This is a genomic window from Polaribacter sp. HaHaR_3_91, assembly GCF_019278525.1.
Classification (GTDB): Bacteria; Bacteroidota; Bacteroidia; order Flavobacteriales; family Flavobacteriaceae; genus Polaribacter.
The window spans coordinates 2,523,086-2,544,281 of the sequence record NZ_CP058986.1 but is presented as its reverse complement, the minus strand read 5'-3'; the positions used below and the strand labels follow the sequence as shown (position 1 = coordinate 2,544,281).

18 protein-coding genes are annotated in these 21,196 nt (G+C 30.2%); 9 read left to right on the top strand and 9 right to left on the bottom strand.

The window, feature by feature from the left end; translation table 11 throughout:
- Nucleotides 1–63: 63 nt before the first annotated feature.
- The 4 genes from H0I27_RS10680 (at nt 64) to H0I27_RS10665 (ending at nt 3,240) form a co-directional block, all read left to right on the top strand.
- Nucleotides 64–1,143, top strand: coding sequence for a YHYH protein (locus tag H0I27_RS10680; RefSeq protein WP_218730698.1), 1,080 nt, complete (start codon nt 64–66; stop codon nt 1,141–1,143).
- Nucleotides 1,144–1,210: 67 nt separating this feature from the next.
- On the top strand, nt 1,211–1,975 hold the full coding sequence (locus tag H0I27_RS10675) for a YHYH protein (protein ID WP_218730697.1): 765 nt from the start codon (nt 1,211–1,213) through the stop codon (nt 1,973–1,975).
- Nucleotide 1,976: 1 nt separating this feature from the next.
- The gene (locus tag H0I27_RS10670; protein WP_218730696.1) at nt 1,977–2,597 is read left to right on the top strand and encodes a toxin-antitoxin system YwqK family antitoxin; all 621 of its coding nucleotides are present in this window, start codon (nt 1,977–1,979) and stop codon (nt 2,595–2,597) included.
- A complete protein-coding gene (locus tag H0I27_RS10665; protein WP_218730695.1) occupies nt 2,566–3,240 on the top strand; it encodes an SCO family protein in 675 nt (224 codons plus the stop codon). The genes H0I27_RS10670 and H0I27_RS10665 overlap by 32 nt, the downstream gene beginning before the upstream one ends.
- 58 nt (nt 3,241–3,298) lie before the next feature.
- Here the strand turns inward: H0I27_RS10665 and murB are convergent, their stop codons facing one another.
- The 5 genes from murB to H0I27_RS10640 all read right to left on the bottom strand — a co-directional run bounded on the left by murB (nt 3,299) and on the right by H0I27_RS10640 (nt 7,392).
- Nucleotides 3,299–4,309, bottom strand: coding sequence for a UDP-N-acetylmuramate dehydrogenase (gene murB, locus H0I27_RS10660; RefSeq protein WP_218730694.1), 1,011 nt, complete (start codon nt 4,307–4,309; stop codon nt 3,299–3,301).
- Nucleotides 4,310–4,390: 81 nt separating this feature from the next.
- Entirely contained in the window at nt 4,391–4,618 is a 228-nt protein-coding gene (locus H0I27_RS10655) for a PLD nuclease N-terminal domain-containing protein (protein WP_218730693.1), read from the bottom strand.
- A gap of 173 nt (nt 4,619–4,791) precedes the next feature.
- A complete protein-coding gene (locus H0I27_RS10650) occupies nt 4,792–5,346 on the bottom strand; it encodes a hypothetical protein (protein WP_218730692.1) in 555 nt (184 codons plus the stop codon).
- 159 nt (nt 5,347–5,505) lie between these two features.
- Complete coding sequence (locus H0I27_RS10645) at nt 5,506–6,102, bottom strand: hypothetical protein (RefSeq protein ID WP_218730691.1); 597 nt, start codon at nt 6,100–6,102, stop codon at nt 5,506–5,508.
- Between the two features lie 99 nt (nt 6,103–6,201).
- On the bottom strand, nt 6,202–7,392 hold the full coding sequence (locus H0I27_RS10640) for a pyridoxal phosphate-dependent aminotransferase (RefSeq protein ID WP_218730690.1): 1,191 nt from the start codon (nt 7,390–7,392) through the stop codon (nt 6,202–6,204).
- 302 nt (nt 7,393–7,694) lie between these two features.
- On the opposite strand from H0I27_RS10640, the gene H0I27_RS10635 reads away from it, so the two are divergent.
- Entirely contained in the window at nt 7,695–8,915 is a 1,221-nt protein-coding gene (locus tag H0I27_RS10635) for a retropepsin-like aspartic protease (RefSeq protein WP_254713077.1), read from the top strand.
- 1 nt (nt 8,916) lies between these two features.
- Here H0I27_RS10635 and H0I27_RS10630 read toward each other — a convergent pair whose 3' ends face one another.
- Nucleotides 8,917–9,321 carry a DUF1573 domain-containing protein gene (locus tag H0I27_RS10630; protein WP_218730688.1) on the bottom strand — a complete coding sequence of 135 codons (405 nt, stop codon included), beginning with the start codon at nt 9,319–9,321 and terminating at the stop codon, nt 8,917–8,919.
- A gap of 123 nt (nt 9,322–9,444) precedes the next feature.
- On the opposite strand from H0I27_RS10630, the gene H0I27_RS10625 reads away from it, so the two are divergent.
- Both H0I27_RS10625 and H0I27_RS10620 read left to right on the top strand, forming a co-directional pair.
- Entirely contained in the window at nt 9,445–12,081 is a 2,637-nt protein-coding gene (locus tag H0I27_RS10625) for a valine--tRNA ligase (protein WP_218730687.1), read from the top strand.
- A gap of 183 nt (nt 12,082–12,264) precedes the next feature.
- Nucleotides 12,265–13,131, top strand: a complete 867-nt coding sequence (locus H0I27_RS10620) for an OmpA family protein (RefSeq protein ID WP_218730686.1) — start codon at nt 12,265–12,267, stop codon at nt 13,129–13,131.
- A 176-nt stretch (nt 13,132–13,307) separates the two neighbouring features.
- Here the strand turns inward: H0I27_RS10620 and H0I27_RS10615 are convergent, their stop codons facing one another.
- Nucleotides 13,308–14,306 carry an aldo/keto reductase gene (locus H0I27_RS10615; RefSeq protein WP_218730685.1) on the bottom strand — a complete coding sequence of 333 codons (999 nt, stop codon included), beginning with the start codon at nt 14,304–14,306 and terminating at the stop codon, nt 13,308–13,310.
- 106 nt (nt 14,307–14,412) lie between these two features.
- Nucleotides 14,413–17,310: an FAD-binding and (Fe-S)-binding domain-containing protein gene (locus H0I27_RS10610; protein ID WP_218730684.1), complete on the bottom strand. Its 2,898-nt coding sequence runs from the start codon at nt 17,308–17,310 to the stop codon at nt 14,413–14,415.
- Nucleotides 17,311–17,641: 331 nt separating this feature from the next.
- Here H0I27_RS10610 and H0I27_RS10605 point away from each other — a divergent pair, with 331 nt between their 5' ends.
- Nucleotides 17,642–18,709: a methyltransferase gene (locus H0I27_RS10605; RefSeq protein WP_218730683.1), complete on the top strand. Its 1,068-nt coding sequence runs from the start codon at nt 17,642–17,644 to the stop codon at nt 18,707–18,709.
- Nucleotides 18,710–19,014: 305 nt separating this feature from the next.
- Here H0I27_RS10605 and H0I27_RS10600 read toward each other — a convergent pair whose 3' ends face one another.
- Complete coding sequence (locus tag H0I27_RS10600; RefSeq protein ID WP_218730682.1) at nt 19,015–20,190, bottom strand: MFS transporter; 1,176 nt, start codon at nt 20,188–20,190, stop codon at nt 19,015–19,017.
- An 86-nt stretch (nt 20,191–20,276) separates the two neighbouring features.
- Between H0I27_RS10600 and H0I27_RS10595 the strand changes: the two genes are divergently transcribed.
- On the top strand, nt 20,277–21,134 hold the full coding sequence (locus tag H0I27_RS10595) for a hydroxymethylglutaryl-CoA lyase (protein ID WP_218730681.1): 858 nt from the start codon (nt 20,277–20,279) through the stop codon (nt 21,132–21,134).
- Nucleotides 21,135–21,196 lie beyond the last annotated feature (62 nt).

Below are 21,196 nucleotides of genomic sequence, written 5' to 3'. Positions count from 1 at the left end.
AGTTAAAGAACACAAGTTTATCTATAAAAAGACATCTAAACTTTTATAAAACAATTTAAAAAAATGAAAAAGTATTTCATACCAATATTAGCAAGTATTTTATTAATAGGTTGTAAAAGTCAGGCAACAAAGCATACACATCATGGAGAAACAGAAAGCCATACACATACTGCTGTAAATTATTTTGATTCCTATAGTTTAATAAGTAAAATCTTTGGAACAAAAACAATTGTTACTGTAACAGGTAATGAACGAAAAATGGTTACAAATGCATTGCCAGACCATAAAACCGGTGCTTTTCCAAGAAAAGGAAATCCGAATACAATTTCTGAACAAAATAAAAATTACACGTTTCCTGTAAATCCAAAGTATACAGGGAAGGCAACTTGGGTTAGAGAACCAGGAGTTGCTTTAAATGGTGTAAAGTTTGAACCCGGAACAGCAGAAGTTGTTGTTTGTGAAACGGGAGAAAATTATAGGGTAGAAGCTTTTCAAGATGTTATAGATTTAGGACTCGATTTTAATCATGCACATGTGCAACCTACCGGCGAGTATCATTATCATGGAACGCCAACGTCTGTAATTGAAGAATTTGATACCGGAAAAGATTTAGTACACGTTGGTTTTGCGCACGATGGTTTTCCTATTTATTACTCTAAAAGTAATGCTTACAAACCGAGTTACAAATTATTAGACGGAACGCGTGAGGGAGAAGATTGTGTTTATGAAAACCCGAAAGAAACTATAAATATTGCTGTAAATGATGATCATGATGGAACCTATGGTTCCGATTTTGAATATGTAGCAAATTCAGGAGATTTAGATGAATGTAACGGAATTACAATTGATGGAAAATATATGTACTTGGTTACAAATGAATTTCCGTATGTAAGCAGATGTTTAATGGGAGAGGTAAAAGAAGATGAGCGTAGAGGACCGCCTAGAGATGGGAATGAAGAAAGAAAAGGAGGAGAACGTAAAAACTTTGAGGAACTATTAGAAATGATGGATACAGATAAGGATGGAAAATTATCTAAAACAGAAACCAAAGGACCTTTAAAGGAAGATTTTTCTAAAGTTGATAAAAATAATGATGGTTTTATAACCAAAGATGAATTGGGAAAAGAACCCAAAAAGAAATAAAAAATAAAAACCGCAAGTTTTTTTTAGAAACCACATCTAAAGATTATATAAACCAATAATTAAAAAAATGAAAAACCAATTTATTAAGACCACATCACTTATTGTTTTACTTTTTTCTGCATTTGTTTCTTGTACGTCTGATAGTGAATCGGATTTAAGTACAGACACTGAAATAGATGATGTTGTTATAACAGAATTGCATGCAGCGTATGCAGAGTTTAATACAGATGCAACCGATATTTATTTATCTAATGGAGGTACAACGGTAACTATAGAAACAACAGGTTTACCAAATCACGAAAGTGTATATTGGGGAGAAGATAGCGATTTATACTTGGAAGAATCTGATGTAGCTACAACTCCATCTATAATGTCTAGTAATAATAACGCAGTTACCATTACGGTAGATGCTACTCCAAATTTAACGGGTAGTACGGTCAGTACACAATTAAATACGATTGGTGTTGCTATAAGTGGTGCTTCTATATTTAATGACCAAGAAGGAAACGGAGCTTTAGATCAAGCAGCAGCAAGTTTAGATTGGACCGGAGCACATATTGGACCTGGAGTATATCATTATCATTTAGAACCAAAAGCATTTACAAACGATGATAAAAATCTAGTAGGTATTTTATTAGATGGTGTATTCTTATATGGTAGAAAATGTAATTCAACAGATACTTACCCAACGGATTTAGATACTTCTGGCGGACATACTTCTATAACTCAACATTCAAATGGAATAGAAGAATATCATTATCATATAATAAACGAATTGTACTCTACAACAGGTTCTTATATTGCTTTTGCAGGCCCTTACCAAGGTTACTAATATGAAATTAACAGCATTCTTTTTTTTCCTTTTTTCAATTTTTATTATTGGTTGTAATTCTTCAACCAATAATAAAAAGAAAAATACTGCTATTAAAATTAGAACTATTGATAGTACTGTTACGGTTCATAAAGATAGTTTAATCTTAAACGGTAACGAAGGGAATTGGTATTATAAAAACAAGCTTTTTAATGGGGTTGCAGTTAAATATCATACCAATGATTCCTTAAAGGAAAAGACCGGTTTTTATAATGGTAAAAAAGAAGGAGTTTATAACGTTTGGTTTAAAAATGGAGTTTTAAAAGTAACATCGCATTACAACCAAAATGTTATGGAGGGCAGTTATAAAGCTTGGTGGCTAAACGGTACTTTGGCTTATGAGGCAACTTACAAAAAAGGGAAGTTGCAAGGTCTAGAGCGACAATGGTATGTTGATGGAGTAATGTCTAAAGAAAGAAATTTGTTAAAAGGAAATGAAAATGGTTTGCAAAGAGCTTGGTTACAAAACGGCAAGATCTATGTAAATTATGAAGCTAAAAATGGCAGAACTTTTGGAATGAAGCGTGCAAATTTATGTTATCAATTAAAAGATGAAAAAATTAAAAAAAATAAAGAATTATAGTTTTTTACTAATAGGGTTATGTCTTTTGTTAAGTTGTAAAAAAACAGATCATAAAGAAATAGCAAGTAAAGTTGATGTATTGCCTTATTATAATGAAGCATCTTTTACACCAAAATGGATCGATGCTAAAAGCGATGCTTTAAATACTTTTCATACCATTCCAGATTTTAGTTTAACAAATCAGGATGGGGAGAATATCAGTCAACAAACATTTGAGAATAAAATTTATGTTACAGATTTTTTCTTTACAACGTGTCCTGGTATTTGTCCGATGATGACCGATAATATGATTCTTGTTCAGGAGGCTTTTAAAAATGATGATGAAGTTTTAATACTTTCACATTCCGTAACACCTTCTATAGATTCTATAGCTCAGTTAAAAAAATATGCTTTAGATAAAAATATAGGCCAAAATTGGCATTTGGTTACTGGTGATAAAAAACAAATTTACGATTTAGGAAGAAAGTCTTATTTTGTGGAGGAAGATTTAGGCAAACCAAAAGGAATTGATGATTTTCTACACACAGAAAACTTTGTTCTTATCGATAAAAATAAACACATTAGAGGTATTTACAACGGTTTAAGTAAAAACTCTGTAAAGCAATTAATCGTAGATATTAAAACATTAAAGTTAGAAATATAGTATTCGAGGGAATATTATATTTTAAATTATAAGCTCATCATTAATTTGTTGAGTTTTTTTATGCGATAATATTTACCTCAATTTCTAGAGGAATTCCAAATTTATTAAAGATGGTTTCTTTTATTTTTTCAGCAAGCTGATAAATTTCTTTTCCAGTTGCATTACCATAATTTACCAATACCAACGCTTGTTTCTCATGAACACCATAATTTCCAAAACGTTTTCCTTTAAAGCCTGCTTGTTCTATTAACCAACCTGCAGGAACTTTCACTTCAGTATCAGAAATTTTATAACTAGGTATGGTTGGAAAGTCTTTTTGTAATTCTAAAAACTGAGTGGCAGCAATTACAGGGTTTTTAAAGAAACTACCACTGTTACCTATTTCTTTAGGATCTGGAAGCTTCGATTTTCGAATAGCAATTACAGCATCAGAAATATCTTTTAAAGTAGGTTTTGTAATGTTTTTAGACGTTAATTCGGTATTAATAGCGCCATAAGAAGAGTTTAAATGATGGTTGGTTTTTGTCAACTTAAAACTAACCGAAGTAATAATGTACTTTCCTTTTACTTCATTCTTAAATATAGAATTTCTGTAACCAAAACTACAGTCTTCATTAGAAAACTGAACCAATTTACCCGTTTCAATATCTAGTACTTCTACTTTTGTAATAGTGTCTTTTACTTCTACGCCATAAGCACCAATATTCTGAATAGGGCAGGTACCCACATTCCCCGGAATCAAAGACAAGTTTTCTATTCCGCCATAATTTTCAGAAACACACCACAATACAAAATCGTGCCAATTTTCTCCAGCATTTACAGTAATATAAACAGCGTTTTCATCTTCGTAATCAATAGAAATACCTTTAATAGCTAAGTGTACCACTAATTTTTCAATATCTTTTGTCAGCAACATATTGCTTCCACCAGAAATTAAAAAAAGGTCTTTTTCTACTTTTAAAAGTTGTTGTAATTGATATACAGAATCAATAGAAATAAAACGTTTGGCATTTACAGAAATGCCAAACGTATTATAATTTTTTAAAGATGTGTTTTGTTGAATATTCACAATTAATATTTAAGTTGCTTTTAACTGAGTTCTTTGTTAGTGTTTGCTAAAGCTGAGTACTAATGGAGCTCAAAACCTGATTTATGATTTCTTAACCGTTATTTTTTGTTCTCTACCAATTAGAAAATATAAAATAGCACCAAAAAAGTTTGTAAATAAAACGACTAGCACCCAAACAATTTTATTATTCCCTTTAAATTCACTCTTTAAAATATCTACAAGAGCAATTATTGTTGGTAAAATTCCTAGAAGTAAAACGACTAATATTATAATTAGTTGGAAAACTCCGATAAATAAAAAAGAGTTCATAATTTTTGTTTTAAATTTTAATCAGTATTAAAGCTGAAGTTTATGTATAAAAATAGTGCGGTTTTGTGTGCGAGGATTTTCCGAAGGAAAATCAGACGTAACAAAATTTCACTAACCTTTGATTAAGAACTAAACTACGCATTATTTTTATACTTTGTTGTACATAGTTTTTATCAATAGTTTTTTAATTTTTTTTCCTTATTTACTCTTCTGTCAGCCATAAATAAAATTCTATCGGATTTGTCAAATGGAATGTCTAAATCGGAGCAAACTTTTCTCAACTCAGTCAAGTATTTTAGATAAAGGTCAATTTGATAATTCAGATTCTTTTCCGATAAATACGTGTTGAGTTTCAATTCTTGGTTCTCGTAAATTATTCGATAAACCCTTTGGTCAATAATTTGGTAAATACTCGGATTTCTATATCTCAAAATTGTTGATGCCATTGCAAGTTGAACTCCATTGGTATTTAATAATCTTCTTAAAATAAGTTTGGTTTTGTCAGTATCAATTTTCGTTTCGTCACGTTTAACGGAGTTAATCAGAGAAATTAAGTCAGTATCAAATTCTGCATAACGATTGACTTTCCATAATACAATTTCATTCAGTGTGTTTTGGTCAAAATCAGTTGAATTGGAATCAAGTTTTTTAGTTAAAGATTCTTGATAATCAAATTTCAAGTCGTCTTGCGTGATACTGAAGTCAGAGTTAAAAACTGTTTTATGCATAGGTTTTTTCAAATTACGTACAACGGTATTTTATAAGATTTGTGCGACTGGAAAATCAGAGATTTTTCGGACGTAGCAAATCGTTTGTTGGATGTTAATCAGTTTGTTATTTAGTTTAAATGTAAGCATAAATTTTATGAGGTGTTGTAAAACGTTTTTTCATCCGACTGTTCTTAGAATATAAAATCTTTGAATAATATTGTTCTCATTGTCAAACTCAATCAAGTAATGTCCTTTTCTTGGATGGTAAACGATTCTTTCATCTACTTTTTTATCGATTATGATATATTCGATATTTATCAAATTATCTGCTCTCTCAGAGAATCTCAACAAAATCCTTTTACTCAAATTATTATTTTGTTCAGAATCAGTTTCGTCTAAAGATACTCTGTAAGGTAAAAACTCATTAATTGAATCTCTTTCATTTAGAAATTTCTCAAACTCGGAATAAGTTAAATCTCTGTATTTACGGTAAAATTCGGTGTTTACCAAAGTTTCCATTCTATAATTACTCAAACGTAAAAATTCAATCGTTCCTATTGGTTCAAATATCAATTCTGAAGAGTTTTTTAAATCAGGGAAATAATTCTTTAATTTATTTGTGAAAATAGAATCCTTAGAAATATATTCAGTTAATCTCTCAATATTTTCTTTGGTTAACTTCTCAGTTTTATTCTCAGTTGTTGAATTTGTTATTTTACAAGAAAAAAATTCTAAAATTATAATTCCGATTAATATGTAATTTATCTTTTTCAATTTTCAATCGCAATGTTTTACAACTAGATTATATAGTAACTTTTAGTACTATTATCCCGTAAATACGTTAGGATAATAGTACTTTATAAACAGTTATAACTAATCCTTATAAACTTTTAAAGCTTCTCCTAAAATCTCTACAGATCTAATTAAATCTTCTTTGTTTAAAACGTATGCCATTCTAATTTGGTTTTTTCCTTCACCTTCAGTAGAATAAAAACCACTTGCAGGAGCAACCATAACGGTTTCGTTGTTTAAATTAAAGTCTTCTAATAACCATTTTGCAAAATGATCTGAATCTTTAACAGGCAATTGCGCAACACAGTAAAAAGCACCTTTTGGATTGGCTACTTTTACACCTTCAATTTTGTTTAATTCTGCAATTAAAGTGTTTCTTCTGTCTACGTATTCTTCTTTTACATCATCAAAATATTGTTGTGGAGTGTCTAAAGCAGCTTCACTAGCAATTAAAGCATATGTTGGTGGACTTAAACGTGCTTGTGCAAATTTAATAGCCGTTTTTATAAAATCTTCATTTTTAGAAACAATACAACCAATTCTTGCACCACACATACTGTATCGCTTAGAAACAGAATCTATAACTATAGAGTTTTGCTCTAAACCATCTAAAGCCATTACAGAGGTATGTTGTAAACCATCGTAGGTAAACTCTCTATACACTTCATCAGCAATTAAAAATAAATCGTGTTTTAAAACAATCTCTTTTAATTTCTGAATCTCTTCTTTAGAATATAAGTATCCAGTAGGATTCCCTGGGTTACAAATTAATATTGCTTTGGTGTTCTTTGTAATTAACTTCTCGAAATCTTCAATTTTAGGCAATGCAAAATTGTCTTCAATTTTAGAAATAACAGGTACTACGGTAACTCCAGATGCGGTAGAAAATCCGTTATAGTTTGCGTAAAAAGGTTCTGGAATAATAATTTCATCTCCCGGATCTGTAATACTACCAATGGTAAAAAGCAATGCTTCAGAACCACCTGTGGTAATAACAATATTGTTTGCAGTTACGTTAACTTGATGTTTTTTATAATAACTAACTAGTTTGTTTCTATATTCTTCAGAACCTTCAGAACGAGCATAAGACAATGTTGTAATTGTATTGTTTTTTACTGCGTCTAAGGCAACTTGTGGTGTTTTTATATCTGGTTGACCTATATTTAAATGGAATACTTTAACACCTCTTTTTTTAGCGTCTTCAGCATACGGTACCAATTTTCTAATTGGTGATTCTGGCATTTTTAATCCTTTCTTAGATATTGCAGGCATAATTATGTTTTAAATATTTGTAATTGCGAATTTCCGAAATATATTTTATTTAAAAGAGTATATTAAAGAAACTTTGCAGGTGGTTTATTGTCAAATAGGTATGTGATATATTTTAGTTGAACTTTAAGAAATTCTTTAATTGTTTTGTTTTGTTGTATATTGTATAGGTTCTAAAAACAATTAGTTTGATAAAATCACATGCTCTTATCATAATATCATTTTTATTTTCACTCATCGTAAATTCTCAAACAGGGTTTACTTTTAATGAAAAAAATAAGCATAGTCAACAAATAAGTTTTAGATTGATTAATAATTTAATTGTAATTCCTTTAGAAATTAACGGAAAACAATTATCCTTTATCCTAGACACGGGAGTTAATAAAACGATTCTATTTAATTTATCAGAAAAAGATAGTATAGAATTGTTAAATACTACACGATTGAGGTTGCGTGGTTTAGGTAGCGGTGATGGGGTAGATGCAATTATTTCTAAAGAGAATATTTTTAAAGTAAAGAACTTAATAAGTAAGAATGAAACAGTTTATGTTATTTTAAAAGATTACTTCGATTTATCGAGCAAAATGGGCACAACGATACACGGAATTATTGGTTATAATTTATTAAAAAATGTAATTGTAAAGATTAACTACAAAACAAAAAAAATAAATTTTTACAATCCTAAAACATACAGCTATAAAAAATGTAGAAAGTGCGAAACTTTTCCGTTTCAGTTTTATAGGAAAAAACCATTTATAGATGCTTCGGTGCTTTTAGATACTGTTGGTAGTGCGCTTATTGATGTAAAATTATTAGTAGATTTAGGAGGAAGTGATGCTATGTGGCTTTTCGAAAATTCTAAAAAATCAATTAGAACACCTAAACGTTTTTTTAATGATATTTTAGGAGAAGGTTTAAGCGGACCTATTTTTGGAAATAGAAGTAGAGTTCCTAAATTTAAAATGGGGAGTTTTGTTATTGAAAGCCCTACTGTTTCTTTTTTAGATTCCCTTTCTACACATAATGCAAGAAAATTTAAAGAAAGAAATGGTAGTGTTGGTGGCGGTATTTTAAGCAGATTTAAAGTTTGGATTGATTATCCTAATAAAAAAATCACCCTAAAAAAGAATGGTTCTCTTAGTGCAGGGTTTAATTATAATATGAGTGGTTTAGATGTGGTATATAATGGAAAGCAATTGGTAAAAGAAGAGATTGTTGATAAGTACAAAAGTGCCTATAATAACCAAATGCCAAATAAAAACTCGATTAGTTTTGTTACTAGGTATTCTTTTAATTTTAAACCATCGTTTATTATCCGTCGTGTTGTTAAAAACTCAGCAGCAGAAAAAGCAGGTTTGTTAAAAGATGATGTTATTCTAAGAATCAACGGAAAACATGCTCATGAATTAAAGATAGAAGATATTATCTATAAATTTCAAGAAAGGGATAAAAAGAAAATTCGAATTACAGTTGAACGCAATGGCGTACAAATGAAATTCGAATTTCGTTTGATAAAAAAAATATAGATTAAATATCTGTTAAGATACTTTTCTCTTTTTCTAAAGAAAGTTCTTTAGTTACTACTCCTTTAATTCTAATTACTTTATTTCCTTCTTTTGCATTTGAAAAAACAGTTATAGATTTAGAAAAACCACCAATTCTGTTCGTATCATAAGATACTTTAATTTCTCCTTTTTCTCCTGGCATTATTGGTGCTTCTGGTTTTTTAGGAATTGTACAACCACAAGAAGATTGAATTCTACTAATAATTATTGGTTCATCACCAACATTAGAAAAAACAAAGACTCTTTCTTTATCAGATCCTTTTTCAATTTTTCCATAGTTAATGGTCTCTTTTTCAAATTTAAACTCTTGTGCGTTTATTGAAAAAGAAATAAAGAATACTACTAATAATGTTCCGAAGGTTTTCATAATAAATATTTTATACTGTAAAATTAAGACTAATAATTTGTTTTAAAAAATCAACTACTAATTTTCTCTACAAAATAGATAATTGTACTTTTGCTAACTATATTACAAAAACAATACCAAAGTATGACAATTCCATCTAAATATGATGCAAGCCAAGTAGAAGATAAATGGTACGACTACTGGATGAAAAACAACTATTTTCATTCTACACCAGATGAAAGAGAGCCTTATACAATTGTAATTCCGCCGCCAAACGTTACAGGTGTCTTACACATGGGGCACATGTTAAATAATACCATACAAGATGTATTAATAAGACGTGCACGTTTATTAGGTAAAAATGCATGTTGGGTTCCCGGTACAGATCATGCATCTATTGCTACAGAAGCAAAAGTTGTTGCTAAATTAAAAGAGCAAGGAATTAAAAAAAGCGATTTAACTCGTGAAGAATTTTTACAACACGCTTTTGATTGGAAAGATGAATACGGAGGTATTATTTTAGAACAATTAAAAAAATTAGGTGCTTCTTGCGATTGGGAAAGAACTGCATTTACAATGGACCCGGAAATGTCTGAATCTGTAATTAAGGTTTTTGTTGATTTATACAACAAAGGTTTAATTTATAGAGGATACAGAATGGTAAACTGGGATCCGGAAGCAAAAACTACTTTGTCTGATGAAGAAGTAATTCATGAAGAAAGACAAGGAAACTTGTACTATTTAGAATATAAAATTGAAGGATCTGATGATACTTTAACCATTGCTACTACAAGGCCAGAAACTATTTTTGGTGATACTGCAATTTGTATCAACCCCAATGATGAACGTTTTACGAATTTAAAAGGAAAGAAAGCAATTGTTCCTTTATGTGGTAGAGTGATTCCTATTATTGAGGATGAATATGTAGATTTAGAATTTGGTACAGGTTGTTTAAAAGTAACACCTGCACACGATGAAAATGATAAGAATTTAGGTGATAAGCACAAATTAGAAGTTATTGATATTTTTAATGATGATGCATCTTTAAACTCTTTCGGATTACATTATCAAGGAAAAGATCGTTTTGTTGTAAGAAAAGAAATTGCAATAGAATTAGAAGAAAAAGGCATTTTAGTAAAAACGGAAGTTCATACAAATAAAGTAGGAACATCAGAAAGAACAAAAGCTGTTATAGAACCAAGATTGTCAGATCAATGGTTTTTAAAGATGAAAGATCTTGCGCAACCTGCAATTGATGCTGTTTTGGGTGAAGATGCAGAAATCAATTTATATCCAAAGAAATTTGAAAACACATACCGTCATTGGATGGAAAATGTGCGTGATTGGAATATTTCTCGTCAACTTTGGTGGGGACAACAAATTCCTGCATTTTTCTATGGTGATGGAAAAGAAGATTTTGTTGTAGCTGAAAATATTGATGATGCTTTAGTTTTAGCAAAAGAAAGAACTAAAAACACTTCGCTGTCGGCGTCCGACCTTCGTCAGGATGAAGATGCACTAGATACTTGGTTTTCTTCTTGGTTGTGGCCAATGTCTGTGTTTGACGGAATTAGAAATCCAGAAAACGAAGAAATTAAATATTATTACCCAACAAACGATTTAGTTACCGGACCAGATATTTTATTTTTCTGGGTAGCAAGAATGATTGTTGCAGGATATGAATATAAAGACGAAAAACCTTTTAATAATGTTTATTTAACAGGTTTAGTTAGAGATAAACAAAGACGTAAAATGTCTAAATCTTTAGGGAATTCGCCAGATGCTTTAAAATTAATTTCTGATTATGGAGCAGACGGAGTAAGAGTAGGGCTTTTATTAAGTTCTGCAGCCGGAAACGATTTAATGTTTGATGAAGATCTTTGTCAGCAAGGAAAAGGGTTTGCAAATAAAATTTGGAATGCTTTCCGTTTGATAAAAGGTTGGGAAGTTGATGCTACTTTACCACAACCAGAAACATCTAAAATTGGTTTAGAATGGTACGAAGCTAAGTTTCAAAAAACGTTGGCAGAAATAGAAGATCATTTTTCTAAATACCGTTTGTCTGATGCTTTAATGGCAATCTACAAGTTAATTAACGATGATTTTTCTTCATGGTTATTAGAAATTGTAAAACCTGCTTATCAGCAACCAATAGATAAAACTACATTTGATGCTATTATAGAAGTTTTAGAAAATAACTTAAAAGTATTGCATCCATTTATGCCATTTTTATCAGAAGATATTTGGCAATATATTGCAGATAGAACACCAGAAGAAGCATTGATTATAGCAAAATATCCTGTAATTAAAGATTTTGATGCAAAAATTATAGAAGATTTTGAATTTGCTACAGGAGTTGTATCAGGAATTAGAACTATCAGAAAAGATAAGAATATTTCTTTTAAAGATGCTGTAGAATTATTTGTTATCGATAATGATAAAAGTACAAAACAATTTGATGCTGTTATTCAGAAATTAACAAATACAGAAACAATAAACTATGTTTCAGAAAAAGTAGAAGGTGCTTCTTTTAGAGTAAAATCTAATGAATACTTTGTGCCAATTTCTATAGAAAATATAGATGTTGAAGCAGAGATTAAGAAATTAGAAGGAGAGCTTAAAAGAGCAGAAGGTTTCTTATTTGGTATTACAAAGAAGTTGTCTAACGAGCGTTTTGTGTCTAATGCACCAGAAAAAGTGTTGGCTTTAGAACGTAAAAAAGAAGCAGATACAGTAGCAAAAATTGAAACTATTAAAAGTAGTTTGAGTTCGCTACAATAAATTTTTATTTTTTTAAATATTATAAGCCCATGAAAATTAAGTTTTTATGGGCTTTTTTTGTTTTTATAAAAAAAAAATAAATTTTTAAGGTAGGGTATTTATAAACTGAGTTGTTTAACTAATAGAAGTAACATTAAATAACTAAATAACCGCTATAGGTTATATCATTTAAACTAATTAATTATGAAAAAATTTATTATACCTGTTGTAGCAATATCGTTAATGGCAACATCTTGTGTTTCTAAAAAAAAGTATGTAACGCTAGAAAATCAGTATATTAATACAAAAGGGACGCTTCAAAAAACTACTTTAGAAAAAGAAGCACTAGAGGGGAAATTTGCTAAAATTGAAAGTAGGGTAGCAGACTATAATGAAAAAATTAATTCACTAAAAAGTGATAATTCAAGCTTACAAGATGCCAATGACGTAAAGTTAGATATGGTTGGTAAAACAGCTGTAATTTCTAATAATACAAGAGAAAGAATGAGAGAAACTTTATCTAAAGTAGATCCAGCAGAGTTAGCAAAAGCTAAAACTTTAAAAGATTCTTTAAACCTTGCCATTTCTTATAATTTAAAAAATAAGTTTGATAATTCTGATTTAACAGATTCTGATGATTTAAATATAGACATTGATCAAACGGTAGTAATGATTTCTGTTTCTGATAAATTATTATTTAACAACGCAAGTTATAGAGTTAAAAATGGTGCTTATGGTTTAATTGAAAAATTAGCGGCAGTTATAAAATCTGAACCAAGTATGGATGTTATGATTGAAGGACATACAGATTCTAGAACCATTAACAATGCAGTTGTACAAGATAACTGGGATTTAAGCGTAAAGAGAGCTACTTCTATTGTACGTCTTTTAGAAAGTAAATATAATATTGATGGTAGTAGATTAATTGCTGCAGGTAGAGGTTCTACAATGCCTTTAGTAGAAAATACTACTAATGATAATAGAGCAAAAAATAGAAGAACAAGAATTGTAATTCTACCTAATTTAGATAAATTCTTTGCTTTACTTTCAGATGATCAATTAAAAGAATAATAAAAATTATATGAAAAAGGAAGAGTTTAGGAAAAGGAAGAGTATAGTATTAGTAGTGAAAAGCTCCTTGTTAAAGGAGCTTTTTTTATATAATAAATAATCCACTTTTGTTCGTAGATAATAAAAAAAAGAGTCCTTTAGGTTTATAAAACATGTAGGAGCTTTTATAATTTATTTTAAGCTAAAATGGAATTAATTCTAGTCAATTCTTCTTCAGAAAAAGTAGTGTTTTCAGTAGCTTTTATACTGTCTAATATTTGCTCAGTTTTACTTGCTCCAATTAGAACAGACGTAATTCTTTCATCTTTTAAAATCCAAGAAATTGCCATTTGTGCTAAATTCTGATTTCTGCTTTTAGCAACTTCATTTAAATCTTTAATTTTTGGAAGCATTTCTAGTACTTTATCCGTTTTTAAATAACGACCATCTTTTACCGCTCTAGAATCTTTAGGCAATCCGTTAATATATTTGTCAGTTAGCATTCCTTGTGCTAAAGGAGAGAAGCAAATTGCTCCAACCCCCGAATTTCCTAATAAATCTAATAATCCATCTTCTATCCAACGATCAAATAAACTATATCTTGGTTGGTGAATTAAACACGGAGTACCTAAGTCTTTTAATATTTTAAATGCTTTTTCTGCTTCTTTTGGTTGATAATTAGAAATACCAACATACAATGCCTTTCCCTGTCTTACCATTAAATCTAAAGCACTCATAGTTTCGTCTAAAGGTGTGTCTGGATCTGGTCTGTGATGATAAAAAATATCTACATAATCTAAATTCATTCTTTTTAAACTTTGGTCTAAACTAGAAATTAGGTATTTCTTAGAACCAAAATTTCCATAAGGACCTTCCCACATATCATAACCAGCCTTCGATGAAATAATCAATTCATCTCTGTGTTTTTTGAAATCTTTTTTTAATATTTTTCCAAAAGTAGATTCCGCAGAACCATAAGGAGGTCCGTAGTTGTTTGCTAAATCAAAATGTGTAATTCCGTTATCGAAGGCACATTTTAATAAATCTCGAGCATTATCAAAATCATCATTTTCACCGAAGTTATGCCATAAACCTAAAGAAAGTTCAGGTAAAAGCAAACCGCTATTTCCTGTTCTTCTATAATTCATTTTCTCATAACGATTTTCATCAGCTATGTATTTTTGTTTTTTACTCATAACTTTTATAAAGATTTTTTTAAACCAAAAAGTTGCTAAAAAAAATAAGAACTTTTTAGTGGTTAGAAGCGTGACTGGAAACTGAAACTAAAAACTACTTACTTAATTAAACCAACGCTTCTCTTAACAACGTAACCGGATGTTTTGCAATACGTTTAGTTCCATCAAAAATTTGATGTCTACAACTTGTTCCTGCAGCAGCAATTTCAGTATCAGAACTACAATTTCTAATTTTAGGAAACAAAGTGTCTTCACCAACTTGCATAGATACCTTATAATGCTCTTTTTCATAACCAAAAGAACCTGCCATTCCACAACAACCAGAACTAATAATTGTTACTTTATAATTTTCTGGAATATTTAAAATTTGAAAACTAGCCTGTGTACTAGACAATGCTTTTTGATGACAATGTCCGTGTATTTTTAAAGTCTTAGACTCCTTTGTAAATAAAGAAGTATCAATACTTCCTTTTTCTAACTCTTTAGCTAAGAACTCTTCTAATGTAAAACTATTTTTCGCTATTTTTTCTGCGGATGCTTTATCATCAGCTAAACGAATATATTCATCTCTAAAACCTAAAATTGCAGAAGGTTCTATTCCTACTAAAGGAGTTTCGTTTGTAATAAGATCTTTAAAAATAGCAACATTATTATTGCAAATGGCTTTTGCTTCTTTTAAAAATCCTTTAGAAATATGACTTCTTCCACTTTCATCATGCTTTACGGTTTTTACTTCGTAACCTAATTTTTCTAATACAATAACAGCATCTTGTCCAATTTCTGAATCATAAAAATTGGTGAATTCATCATTAAATAAATAAAGGGACTTTTTAGATGTTTTTGGGTGATGTTTCTTTAACCAACTTTCTAAAGTCTGATTCGCTAATTTAGGTACAGAACGTTCTACAGCAACTCCTAAAACTTTTTTAGCAAGTGTAGAGTTTGTGAAAAAGTTGGTGATTGAAGGAAATGCACTTCCTAGTTTATTGTATTTTGCATTATTAGCAAACATTTTATTTCTAAAAGAATATCCGTTTGCTTCTTGATATTGATATAAAAACTCGGCTTTCATTGTTGCAATATCCACATTACTTGGGCATTCTGATGCACAGGCTTTACAGCTTAAACAAAGATCGAAAACTTGTTTTAATTCTTTATGATTAAATTTATTTGCTTGGTCTGAGTTTGTTAAAAATTCACGTAGCGTATTTGCTCTTGCTCTTGTAGTGTCTTTTTCATCTTTAGTAGCTCTATAACTAGGGCACATGGTTCCGCCAGCTTCTACAGGTTTTCTACAATCTCCAGTACCATTACATTTTTCTGCGAGTTTTAGAATTCCTTCGTTATCAGAAAAGTCTTGAATGGTTTTAATCTCAGGTTCAATTCTATCAACTTCATATCTAAGACTTTCATCCATAGCAAAAGCATCCGTTATTTTTCCTTGGTTAAAAACATTATTCGGGTCAAATGCTTTTTTAATTCTTCTTAATAATTGGTAATTTTTATCACCAATCATTAACGGAATAAATTCTGCACGCACAATTCCATCTCCATGTTCACCAGAAAAAGAACCTTTATATTTTTTAACCAACTCAGCCGTTTCGGTTGTGATTTTTCTAAATAAAACAACATCTTCCTTTTTCTTTAAATTTAAAATAGGACGTAAATGCAATTCACCAGCTCCAGCATGGGCATAATAGACCGCATTTTGTTGGTATTTAGCCATAATTTGAGTGAATTCCTCAATATAATTTGGCAAATCTTCTAAAGCAACTGCTGTGTCTTCTATACAAGCTACCGCTTTATTATCGCCAATAATATTACCCAAAGCACCTAAACCTGCTTTACGTAAATAATGCACTTTAGCAATATCTGCTCCGTATACTTTTGGGTGGTGATAACCGAAATTATTTTTCTCTAAATCAGCAATTAATTTATCTGCTAAAACTTCTGTTTCTTCAATGGAATTAGAAGATACTTCTAGCATTAAAATAGCTCCGGGATCTCCTTGTAAAAAGAAACGACTTTTAGCTAATTCTCTATTGTTTTTGGTGCAATCTAATATGGTTTTATCCATTAATTCACAATTATATAAATTGTGATTCATGGCAACTACTGTAGCTTTTAAACTTTCGTTTATGGTTTTAAAATGCGTACAAACCATAATACTTTGAGTAGGAGGAAGCACATCTAATTGCAAGGTGATTGCCGTAGAAAAAGCCAAGGTTCCTTCACTTCCAGATAGCAATTTTGCAACATTTATAGTTGGAGAAGTTCCTCCAAATAAATCTGATCTTAACAACACGTCAACCGCATATCCCGTACATCTTCTATGAATACTTTCTTTAGGAAATTCATTCTGTATTTCTAGTTGATTTTCAGTTAAAGAAAGTTCGTCAAAAAGAGTTTTATAAATCTGCCCTTCTTGGGTTTTTTCTTTTGTTTTTTTGATGAAATCTGCAGAGCTAATTTCTTTAAAAACAGCAGTGCTTCCATCACTTAAAATCGCATCGATTTCTAATACTTTATCTATTGTAACTCCGTATTTTATAGAGGTACTTCCAGAAGAGTTGTTACCAACCATTCCACCTATCATACATCTGTTAGAAGTAGATGTATTTGGTCCAAAAAACAAACCAAAAGGTTTTAAATATACGTTTAAAGAATCTCTAACAATACCTGGTTGTAGTGTAATTGTCTTTGCTTTTTCATCAAAAGAAATAATATTGGTAAAATGCTTAGAAACATCTACTACAAGTCCATCTCCAACACATTGTCCTGCTAAAGAAGTTCCTGCAGTTCTTGGGATTAAAGTAATATTGTTTTTAGTTGCAAAGGCAATTAAGGTTTTTAAGTCTTTTTCATCCTTTGGAAAAGCAACCGCTAATGGAATTTTCCTGTAAACAGAAGCATCAGTTGCGTATAAAGTTTTATGTAAATTATCAAAAAGAACATCACCAGAAAGTGAGTTATGAAGTTGTTCTAAAACAGTATTTTGAATCATTTTGTTTTGTAAATAAGAATTCGGTACACAAATATCTGAATAAAAAACTCATTATTTCTATATCAAAAAACTTCTTTGTTTATTTTTATGGATTCTATAAAAAAGCACTAATAATACTGATAATTTATATGGCGAAAAATGTGATATTTATTAATCTACGCTATTTCTATGAATCGTATTTATACTAGGTTTTAAAAAGTATCTTTGCAAAATATTATTTAGCAAAGATTTGAATACAGATTGTTGCTAAATTCTATTTCTAATACTATTTTTAATACCAAGAATTGCAAACATTAATAATTTGCAATTCTATATAATACAACATAAATAAATGAGTTCAGCGCTAAAAATAAACAAACCAACACCAATTCACCCAGGTGATGATTTAATAAAATTCGATAGTAATACAGATGTAAGAGAAACGCTTTATGCGATGAGGGAAGGGCAATCTGTTTTAATTACAGAGTTTTATAGCAACGGAATGTTGCTTTTAAAAGAGTTGCAAAAACATTTAAAAATCCGTTTGCCAAACAAAACAATTAAAGAGCAACATGCATTTCGTGCAGAATACCATAAGCTTTCTAATCAAATATTATTACAAATTAAAAATCAAAAATTGGTTGTAGATAAAGCTCCAAAAATTGGTTGGTTTGCTAAAATGTTTGCAAATAAAAATAATTTTTTATTAACGTTTCCAGAAGTTCAAAGACTAAACAGTGCTTGGCAAAAATATAACAAAGGAGTTAAAGTACCTGTTTTAAGAAATAAAGTACACCCTTATTTAGGTACATATTTTCCAACTCGATTCGATCATTTAACGTTGTTTGATAATTGGTTAAAACGTTACGAAGGACCTAAGAAATCTGCTATAGATGTTGGTATTGGTAGTGGTGTTTTGGCATTTCAAATGGTGCAACATGGTTTTCAGAAAGTATTTGGTACAGATACAAACCCAAATGCAATTTTGGGTTTAAAAGAATTTATGGGCGAGACCAAATTGTCCCGTAAAATAGAATTAGATTACGGAAACCTTTTTGGTAAATGGGAAAAAGAAACAGAATTAATTGTTTTTAATCCACCTTGGTTACCTGCCATTTCTAGTGAAGAAAATATAGATGAAGCTGTTTATTATAATAAAAACTTATTTTCTAAGTTTTTTGCAGAAGCAAATAACAGATTGTCTGAAGATGGAAAATTAGTAATTTTATTTTCTAATTCAGCACAAATAAAAAAGCTAACTAAAGAAAATCCGATAGAAAAAGAATTGGCAAAAGGGATTCGTTTTAAACTAGAAAAATGTTTAAAGAAAACCATAAAACCTACGGTTGATAAAACAAAACGAAACAAAAAAGAGTCTGCTCTAGAAGAAGTACAACTTTGGGTTTTGACTAAGGTTTAGTGAATTATTTGTCATTTCGACCAAAGGAAGAAATCACATTACAGTGATCGCACTAAATTGATCAGTTTGAATTTTAGTAAAGTAGAATAAGAATATAAGGATAGTAATTAGTTTTACTATCCTTTTTTATTGATTAGAAGTTATAAAATTCTCTTTTATCTATTCGAGCGCAGTCGAGAATTATTTGAATTTTAAATTAGGTTTCGACTGCGCTCAACCAGACATCTTACGTTACTAAATTTAATATAGAATTGGTACATCGATCGATGTTGCTTTCGAAAAATTGTATCGAGATGTTTTTAAGATTACGAAATAACTTTTTTTCTCGAATAAGTAAGTAAACCCAAAATAGGACCAATTGCCAGTAGCAGATAAATAAGGTTAGAATCCGTAGTTTCTGTATAGCTACTTATCAATTGAATGCTAACAATAGTAATGGTAAAGCCAATACAATTAACAATGGTTAATGCGGTTCCTTTGTTTTCTGATGCTACATTTTGTGCCACTAAAGTAGAAAATAACGGAGAATCTGCAACAACCACCATTCCCCAGAAGAGTAAAAAAGCAATAAAAAGATTTTCATTAGATAATTGAAATATCAACGGAGAAATAAGGCAACAGATACAAGAGAAAAGCAAAGCTAAATAAGCGATATTTTTAGTGCCAAATTTCTCGGATAAATAACCTGCTACTACACAAGACAAACTTCCTATTGCTATAATAAAAAAGGATAGTAAAGGTATATTAAAAGAAACATCGGAATGCAAATTTTCATATATTTTTAAAAGAATCGGGACAAAAGTCCAAAAGGTATAGAGTTCCCACATGTGTCCGAAATAACCAAAAGCAGCTTTTCTAAACTTTGTGTTTTTAAATATTGAAAAACAGATGGTAATATCTAGCTTTTTTCCGGCAGTTCTATAAGGTCCATTAGGTACAAAAAGCAACATTAATAATCCGCCGAAAGCTGCTAAGGTAGAGATGGAAATGATAATTGTTTTCCATGAATATCCTTGCATTAAATCTTTTAATAAATGTGGTAAAGCAGTGCCTAAAACCAAAGCTCCAACTAAATATCCTAAAGATTTACCTAAGCCTTTGTTATAATAATCTGTAGCAATTTTCATCCCTACAGGATAAATTCCTGCTAAGAAAAACCCAGTTAAAAACCGCATACCTATTAAGGTTAAAAAAGTTTGATTTTCAAAAACAAGTCTCAAATTAAAAAAAGCGCCTAAAACAGCACATACAAAAAACACTTTAGATGGCGAAAATCTGTCTGCAATAGTAAATAAAGCAAATAACAAAGTTCCTATAATAAAGCCAAATTGCACAGAAGAGGTTAAATAACTTAACGCAATTTCATCTAAGTTAAAACTAGTGATTAAATCTGTCATTACTCCATTGCTTGCAAACCACAAAGAGGTGCAACAAAATTGAGAAATAATGATTATTGGAAGAATGTATTTTGATTTGCTCATATATAAAGGCGAAAGTACCAAAAATCATGTAATAATCAATTAAAAAATGTTTTGCCACTTCAATAGAATATCTATCTTTGATATTGATGAAAAAAGTAAAAATCATAGAGTGTCCTCGTGATGCGATGCAAGGAATAAAAAGCCATTTTATTTCTACACATCAAAAAGCATTGTATATAAACTCATTATTAAAAGTGGGTTTTGATACCATTGATTTTGGCAGCTTTGTTTCACCAAAAGCAATTCCGCAGATGCGAGATACTGCCGCAGTTTTATCAAAATTAGATTTGTCTAGAACTCAAAGTAAACTGTTGGCAATTATAGCCAATGTTAGAGGTGCAAATGATGCTTCTGTATTTGAAGAAATCAATTATTTAGGATATCCTTTTTCAATATCAGAAAACTTTCAAATGCGTAATACGCATAAAACAATACAAGAATCTATAGAAACGTTAGATGAAATTTTAAACATTGCAGACAAGACGAATAAAGAAGTCGTTGCATATTTATCGATGGGCTTTGGTAATCCGTATGGAGATCCTTGGAATGTAGAAATAGTAGGTGAGTGGACAGAAAAATTGTCTAAAATGGGTGTTAAAATATTATCGCTTTCAGATACTGTGGGGACTTCTACGCCAGAAGTAATAGATTATTTATTTAAGAATTTAATTCCGCAATATCCATCTATAGAATTTGGTGCACATTTACACACAACCCCAGATAAATGGCACGAAAAAGTAGATGCTGCTTTTAAGGCTGGTTGCAATCGGTTTGATGGAGCTATAAAAGGCTATGGTGGTTGCCCAATGGCAAAAGATGAATTGACTGGGAATATGCCGACAGAAAAATTATTGAGTTATTTTACAGCCCAAAAAGTGGATATTAATTTAAAACCAATGAGTTTTGAAAGTGCTTATAACAAGGCTTTAGAAACTTTTATTTAGAGTAACCAGAGTTTAGTTTATCTCAATGTTTTGTCAAATTTTAAAGTGTCACCTTGAGCGCA

Coding starts and splice junctions, on each gene's coding strand:
- H0I27_RS10610 (WP_218730684.1), bottom strand. CDS start 17,310: ATGATTCAAAATACTGTTTTAGAACAACTTCATAACTCACTTTCTGGT.
- H0I27_RS10680 (WP_218730698.1), top strand. CDS start 64: ATGAAAAAGTATTTCATACCAATATTAGCAAGTATTTTATTAATAGGT.
- H0I27_RS10595 (WP_218730681.1), top strand. CDS start 20,277: ATGAAAAAAGTAAAAATCATAGAGTGTCCTCGTGATGCGATGCAAGGA.
- H0I27_RS10625 (WP_218730687.1), top strand. CDS start 9,445: ATGACAATTCCATCTAAATATGATGCAAGCCAAGTAGAAGATAAATGG.
- H0I27_RS10605 (WP_218730683.1), top strand. CDS start 17,642: ATGAGTTCAGCGCTAAAAATAAACAAACCAACACCAATTCACCCAGGT.
- H0I27_RS10650 (WP_218730692.1), bottom strand. CDS start 5,346: ATGCATAAAACAGTTTTTAACTCTGACTTCAGTATCACGCAAGACGAC.
- H0I27_RS10655 (WP_218730693.1), bottom strand. CDS start 4,618: ATGAACTCTTTTTTATTTATCGGAGTTTTCCAACTAATTATAATATTA.
- H0I27_RS10675 (WP_218730697.1), top strand. CDS start 1,211: ATGAAAAACCAATTTATTAAGACCACATCACTTATTGTTTTACTTTTT.
- H0I27_RS10665 (WP_218730695.1), top strand. CDS start 2,566: ATGAAAAAATTAAAAAAAATAAAGAATTATAGTTTTTTACTAATAGGG.
- H0I27_RS10640 (WP_218730690.1), bottom strand. CDS start 7,392: ATGCCTGCAATATCTAAGAAAGGATTAAAAATGCCAGAATCACCAATT.
- H0I27_RS10620 (WP_218730686.1), top strand. CDS start 12,265: ATGAAAAAATTTATTATACCTGTTGTAGCAATATCGTTAATGGCAACA.
- H0I27_RS10630 (WP_218730688.1), bottom strand. CDS start 9,321: ATGAAAACCTTCGGAACATTATTAGTAGTATTCTTTATTTCTTTTTCA.
- H0I27_RS10600 (WP_218730682.1), bottom strand. CDS start 20,190: ATGAGCAAATCAAAATACATTCTTCCAATAATCATTATTTCTCAATTT.
- H0I27_RS10615 (WP_218730685.1), bottom strand. CDS start 14,306: ATGAGTAAAAAACAAAAATACATAGCTGATGAAAATCGTTATGAGAAA.
- H0I27_RS10670 (WP_218730696.1), top strand. CDS start 1,977: ATGAAATTAACAGCATTCTTTTTTTTCCTTTTTTCAATTTTTATTATT.